Raw genomic sequence first — 5156 nt, forward strand, 5'->3', positions numbered from 1 at the left:
TTTGTTCATGATAGGATAGGTTTTCTGATTCTCTACTCATACGTTCTCCGTTTCATTATCGTTTAGCACATAGACCGAATAGTGGCCCAAGGTTTTGATAGATACTCCCAGGGACTCCAGTTCTTGATAGGCAGAAGCAAACAGTGCTTCGTCAGCATCCACCACATCGATGATAAAAAAATACTCCCCTAGGGCCGTTTTTAAAGGACGACTTTCAATTTTTGTTAAATTTAATTCTCTTGAAGCAAATGTAGATAGGGCCTGGCATAAGGAGCCCGCAATATTACTTGGTAAGGTAATGGCCAAACTATCCTTACTAGCAGCTTTCTTCAGCGAGCGACTTCCTTCAAAAGGTCGCTGACCAAGGATCCAAAAGCGGGTGAAATTTTGATCCATTTCCTGAATATTACTAGCTACCACTTCCAAACCATATTCATCCTTAGCCTCCAAAGGCGCAATGGCTGCAATAGGAAGTTCCGGATGTTGAGAGACATATCGAGCTGCATAGGATGTCGATGTTGTCATCTCTAGTCTGGCTTGAGGGAAATGCTCCTGGACATAGGCTTTCCCTTGGGCTAATGCTTGAGGATGCGAATAGATCACTTCAATGGCTTGATCCTGCTTAACTGCTAAGAGTTGTTGCTTAATGGGATAGACCACTTCTGCAATAGCCTGAAAATGAGCCTGGTGAAAGAGGTAGTCAATCGTCTCATGGACACTACCTTCGATGGAGTTCTCAACAGGGATAACCGCATAATCTACTTGGTCGGACTCATAAGCTTTGATCACTTCTGTGATAGACCCGTAAGGGCATAAGGTCGCCTCTTCAAAACTTTCAAGGGCTACATGATGGGTAAAGGATCCCTTAGGACCGAGATAAGCTACAAGCATCGGATGATCTCCACAATTTCTTCTGGTGTCTTATCAGCAACATCAATCACATGTGTGGCTACTTCTTCATAAAGGGGCAGGCGTTGCTCATATAAGGCACGAAACTCTTCTGGTTTTTTATTAAGAAAGAGGGGGCGCTTAGTTGCAGGATCCGCAGCCAGTCTTTGATAAAGCCGCTCAAAATCAATCCGTAAATAAATATTACAAGGATTCTTCTTGAGAAGCTCGCGATTTTCTGGCTTCAGGACAATGCCTCCACCAGTTGCAATGACAGAGCTCTGCCCATTGAGTAACTCTTGCAATAAAAGCGACTCTTGCTGGCGAAAACTGTCTTCTCCATAGCGAGCAAAATAGTCAGAAATCGGCATTTCTAAGCGTTGGACCAAGAGTGCATCCATATCTGTAAAAGCTGGATCCAATAAAGAGCCAATGGTCGTTTTCCCTGCTCCCATAAAGCCGAGTAATACTTTAGGCATGAGACACCTTTTCTAAATCAGCAAAGAAGGTAGGGTAGCTGGTATTAATAGCTTCAGCACGTGCAAGCTCCACTTCACCATCGCTTACAAGCAGGGCTGCAATAGCTCCCATCATGCCGATCCGGTGGTCACCAAAGGTTTGCAGGCTAGCACCATGTAAGGGCGTTTTCCCCTCAATAATCATCCCATCCTCTGTTGGGGTGATGTTAGCTCCCATGGCATTTAGACTCTCTGCCACTACTTGGATACGATCCGTTTCCTTGACTTTCAATTCTTCAGCATCTTTGATAATGGTTTGGCCAGAAGCTTGGGTAGCTAAAAGGGCAATGATTGGAAGCTCATCAATCAAGCGAGGAATCAAATCACCCGAAATTTCCGTCCCATGGAGGTCGGAAGTCTCTACGACAAGCGTCGCAGCCTTAGCAAGGGGGTCAACATCCAATATTTGAAGCTTGCCTCCCATTTTTTCAATAACTTCTAGAATACCTGTACGAGTCTCATTGATCCCGACATTCTCCAGACGAATCTGACTATTAGGGACAATCAAACCAGCTACCAACCAAAAGGCTGCACTGGAAATATCACCTGGTACCGTCACCTCACAGGCATGGAAGCTTTGAAGCCCACGTAGGCGAATTTCTTTGCCCTTCACGCTGATCTGGCCACCGAACTGCTGGATCATATCTTCGGTGTGATTCCGTGTCAGTTCTTTCTCTAGAATGACTGACTCCCCTTCTGCTTGCATGGCAGCAAATAGAAGAGCCGACTTGACCTGAGCAGAGGCTACCGGTAATGAATAATGGATTGGTTGTAACTCTTTTGTTCCATGAAGGTGAAGAGGAAGCATATCTCGCTCAGTTTGCCCCTGGACAGTGACTCCCATCTCTCTTAGGGGGATAGCCACCCGATCCATTGGTCGTTTGGATAAGCTGTCATCTCCAACCATGGTGACTGGAAAAGGACTTCCTGCTAAGACACCCGCTATCAATCGAGTGGAGGTGCCTGAGTTCCCCATATCCAGATCATTCTTAGGTTGTTGAAAGGCTTCAAAACCTTTCCCCTCGATGGTGATCACTTGACCATCATCTTGGATAGAGACGCCTAGGTCTCTAAATACTTGAATAGTGGATAAGACATCTTCACCACGAAGGATATCATAGACCTTAGTGGTTCCATGCGCAAGGCTTCCAAAGATAATCGAACGATGACTGATCGATTTATCCCCCGGGACACGAATGATTCCATTTAAACCCTTACAATTCGTTTGTAATTTCATTGCTTACCCCTTCAAGCTTTTCTAAAAATTCTACCATAAAAAACAGCCATTTTCAACGTTCACTTGGAAGGACCCGCAAGATGGGAGAGAAAAAGAGGCTGGGACAAAAGTCCTAGCCTCTCATTTATCTTTGGATTGTCGAGCAAGACGCAGTGGTTGAGTGGGCTCTACTACGCTGATTTCATCAGCTTATACAGCCCTACTCAACTGTGCGGAGGTGGGACGACGAAATCGAATTCTAACGAATTACCGATTTCTGTCCCACTCTCTCTCCCTTATTTAAATAAATCTTGAACTGGATCAAAAATAATCCGTTCAATATCTCCTAGATAAACTGATAGTTGCTGTTGTTTGGTGAAAAATTCATTCACAATTGGGTTTCCTTGTAATTTTCCAGCAAAGTCTTGCATCTTCTTTTGTTGGTCTTCAGTTGGCATTTGTCCAGACTGGATAACTCCATGAATTTCTTGTTGGAAATCCAGGTAGTCTCCGAATAACGCTTTTGCATCGGCATCGGCATCAATGGCTTCCTTACTAGCAAGGACAGCCTTGTATTCTGGTAAGTCACGAATTCCTCGTGACAATTCATTGGCTAGATCATAAATATTTGACATGTGATTTCTCCTTAACGATTTGGTTTTGTTCTATTATACAAAGTTTCTGGTACATCTTGTGTTAGAAACTGCTATTTTTGTAAAAATCCTACTTAGGACCTACTATTTGATCACCACACTATAATTCGTTTGCTCGGTGATCAGAGCTTCAGCCCGCGCTTGATCAGCAGCTGTCTTAAAGGAAATTTGAAGAATTCCATAAACATCTTCTCGGTTTTCTTCATTAATATGAATATTGACCAAGGAGGTACCACGAAGCAGCTCTAAGATCCGAAGGATGACATCTTCTTCATCTGGGACATCCACAAAAATATCGAAGGTGCTTTCCACCCCGCCTCTTTTATGGATCTGCATATGCTGCCGTTGCTCTCGACTGTGGTCAAAGAAGGACCAAATGGCATCTTCTTGCCCTTGGCGAATCATATCAGCAACTTGCTCAAGACGATCCTGAAAATCCGCTATCCGATCAAGAACCGAAGCTGGATTAGATAGCAAAACTGAGGTCCACATACTTGGCTCACTCTCCGCAATCCGCGTCATATCACGAAATCCTCCTGCAGCAAAGCGACCTGCTAGGGCATGCTCTTCTGTATAAGCAGCTGCTTGTCCCATCAGGGTAGCCGCCAATACGTGAGGAAAGTGGCTGATCTGAGAAGTAACCCGATCGTGTTCGATAGGATCCACCTCGATGAAGCGGGCTCCAAGCCCTAAGAGCAAATCCTTCAATTCCAAGACCGCACTGGGATCAGTCGCAGCTGTTGGGGTAAAAACATAGTAGGCATTTTCAAAGAGAGTAGAGTCAGCTGAGGCAGCTCCCGTCTTATGACTCCCCGCCATGGGATGCCCGCCGACAAAACGGACTGGGAGATGTCTAAAAGCATTTTCGCCAGCTTCTACAATGGCCCCCTTGGTAGAGCCCACATCTGTCACAATGACTCCTTCTTTCAGTGGCATTCTCGCCAGTTGCTGAAAGGTTTGAATCGTTTGTTTGACGGGCAAAGAGACGATAATAACATCTGCACGACTAGCAAATGCTTCAATATCAGCCGTCACCTCATCAACTATTCCCTTCTTTAGAGCAATATCTCGTGAGGCTTGACTACGATTATAGCCTAGTAAAGTCACTTGCGGATGAGCTTTTCGGATTCCCATAGCCAACGAAGCGCCAATCAGTCCTAGACCTACGATATAAACAACCTTTTCTTCCATCTATTTCTCCAGTTAGAAAGCTTTGGTATAGGCCCGATGACGCTCGACAGCTTCCTTCAATTCTTCCAGATTATCAGAAGAGAACTTGTCCAAGACTTCTGTGGCTAAGATCGTTGCCACCACAGCCTCCATGACAACCCCTGCAGCTGGAAGCGCCGTCGGATCACTTCGCTCCACCGTTGCCTTATACGGTTCGTGCGTTTCAATATCGACACTCATGAGGGGTTTATAAAGAGTTGGGATTGGTTTCATTACTCCACGGACGATAATCGGCTCTCCATTGGTCATGCCACCTTCAAATCCGCCCAGATGATTGGTTCGACGAGTATACCCATCCTGCTCAGACCAGAGAATTTCGTCCATGACTTGACTGCCTTTTCGACGACCTGCTTCAAAGCCTAGCCCGAACTCTACACCTTTAAAGGCATTGATAGAGACAACCCCTTGAGCGATCTTGGCATCCAATTTCTTGTCCCATTGGACAAAAGAACCCAGACCGACAGGCACACCACCTACAATCGTTTCGACGATCCCTCCGATGGTTTCCCCTTCTTTCTTCACACTATCGATATAGGCCTTGATTTCCTCTTCTCGCTCTCGATTAACGATGGAAACTTCTGATTGAGCGACCGCTTCCTTGATTTGGGAAACTGTTAGATTTTCCGGAACCTCTACTTTGATGCCACCGAA

At 45.4% G+C, this 5156-nt stretch carries 6 protein-coding genes; all 6 read right to left on the minus strand.

Annotated elements, in window-relative coordinates; all coding sequences use genetic code 11:
• Positions 1-36 precede the first annotated feature (36 nt).
• Entirely contained in the window at positions 37-891 is an 855-nt protein-coding gene (gene pheA, locus ACLOR3_RS06930; RefSeq protein WP_368387432.1) for a prephenate dehydratase, read from the minus strand.
• Positions 882-1367, minus strand: a complete 486-nt coding sequence (locus tag ACLOR3_RS06935; RefSeq protein ID WP_411399838.1) for a shikimate kinase — start codon at positions 1365-1367, stop codon at positions 882-884. Before ACLOR3_RS06935 ends, pheA begins: the two co-directional genes overlap by 10 nt.
• The gene (aroA, locus tag ACLOR3_RS06940; RefSeq protein ID WP_411399839.1) at positions 1360-2643 is read right to left on the minus strand and encodes a 3-phosphoshikimate 1-carboxyvinyltransferase; all 1284 of its coding nucleotides are present in this window, start codon (positions 2641-2643) and stop codon (positions 1360-1362) included. Before aroA ends, ACLOR3_RS06935 begins: the two co-directional genes overlap by 8 nt.
• 275 nt (positions 2644-2918) lie before the next feature.
• On the minus strand, positions 2919-3257 hold the full coding sequence (locus tag ACLOR3_RS06945) for a YlbF/YmcA family competence regulator (RefSeq protein ID WP_411399840.1): 339 nt from the start codon (positions 3255-3257) through the stop codon (positions 2919-2921).
• Between the two features lie 102 nt (positions 3258-3359).
• Complete coding sequence (locus ACLOR3_RS06950) at positions 3360-4466, minus strand: prephenate dehydrogenase (protein WP_411399841.1); 1107 nt, start codon at positions 4464-4466, stop codon at positions 3360-3362.
• A gap of 12 nt (positions 4467-4478) precedes the next feature.
• Positions 4479-5156 (minus strand): chorismate synthase (aroC, locus tag ACLOR3_RS06955; RefSeq protein ID WP_412037098.1); only part of this gene is annotated, 678 nt, incomplete at its 5' end.

The sequence above is a fragment of the Streptococcus intestinihominis genome (assembly GCF_046824975.1).
In the GTDB taxonomy this organism is placed as follows: Bacteria; Bacillota; Bacilli; order Lactobacillales; family Streptococcaceae; genus Streptococcus.

Excerpts from the sequence above, each read along its gene's own strand:
- ACLOR3_RS06950 (WP_411399841.1), bottom strand. The coding sequence starts at position 4,466 with ATGGAAGAAAAGGTTGTTTATATCGTAGGTCTAGGACTGATTGGCGCT.
- aroA (WP_411399839.1), bottom strand. The coding sequence starts at position 2,643 with ATGAAATTACAAACGAATTGTAAGGGTTTAAATGGAATCATTCGTGTC.
- ACLOR3_RS06945 (WP_411399840.1), bottom strand. The coding sequence starts at position 3,257 with ATGTCAAATATTTATGATCTAGCCAATGAATTGTCACGAGGAATTCGT.
- pheA (WP_368387432.1), bottom strand. The coding sequence starts at position 891 with ATGCTTGTAGCTTATCTCGGTCCTAAGGGATCCTTTACCCATCATGTA.
- ACLOR3_RS06935 (WP_411399838.1), bottom strand. The coding sequence starts at position 1,367 with ATGCCTAAAGTATTACTCGGCTTTATGGGAGCAGGGAAAACGACCATT.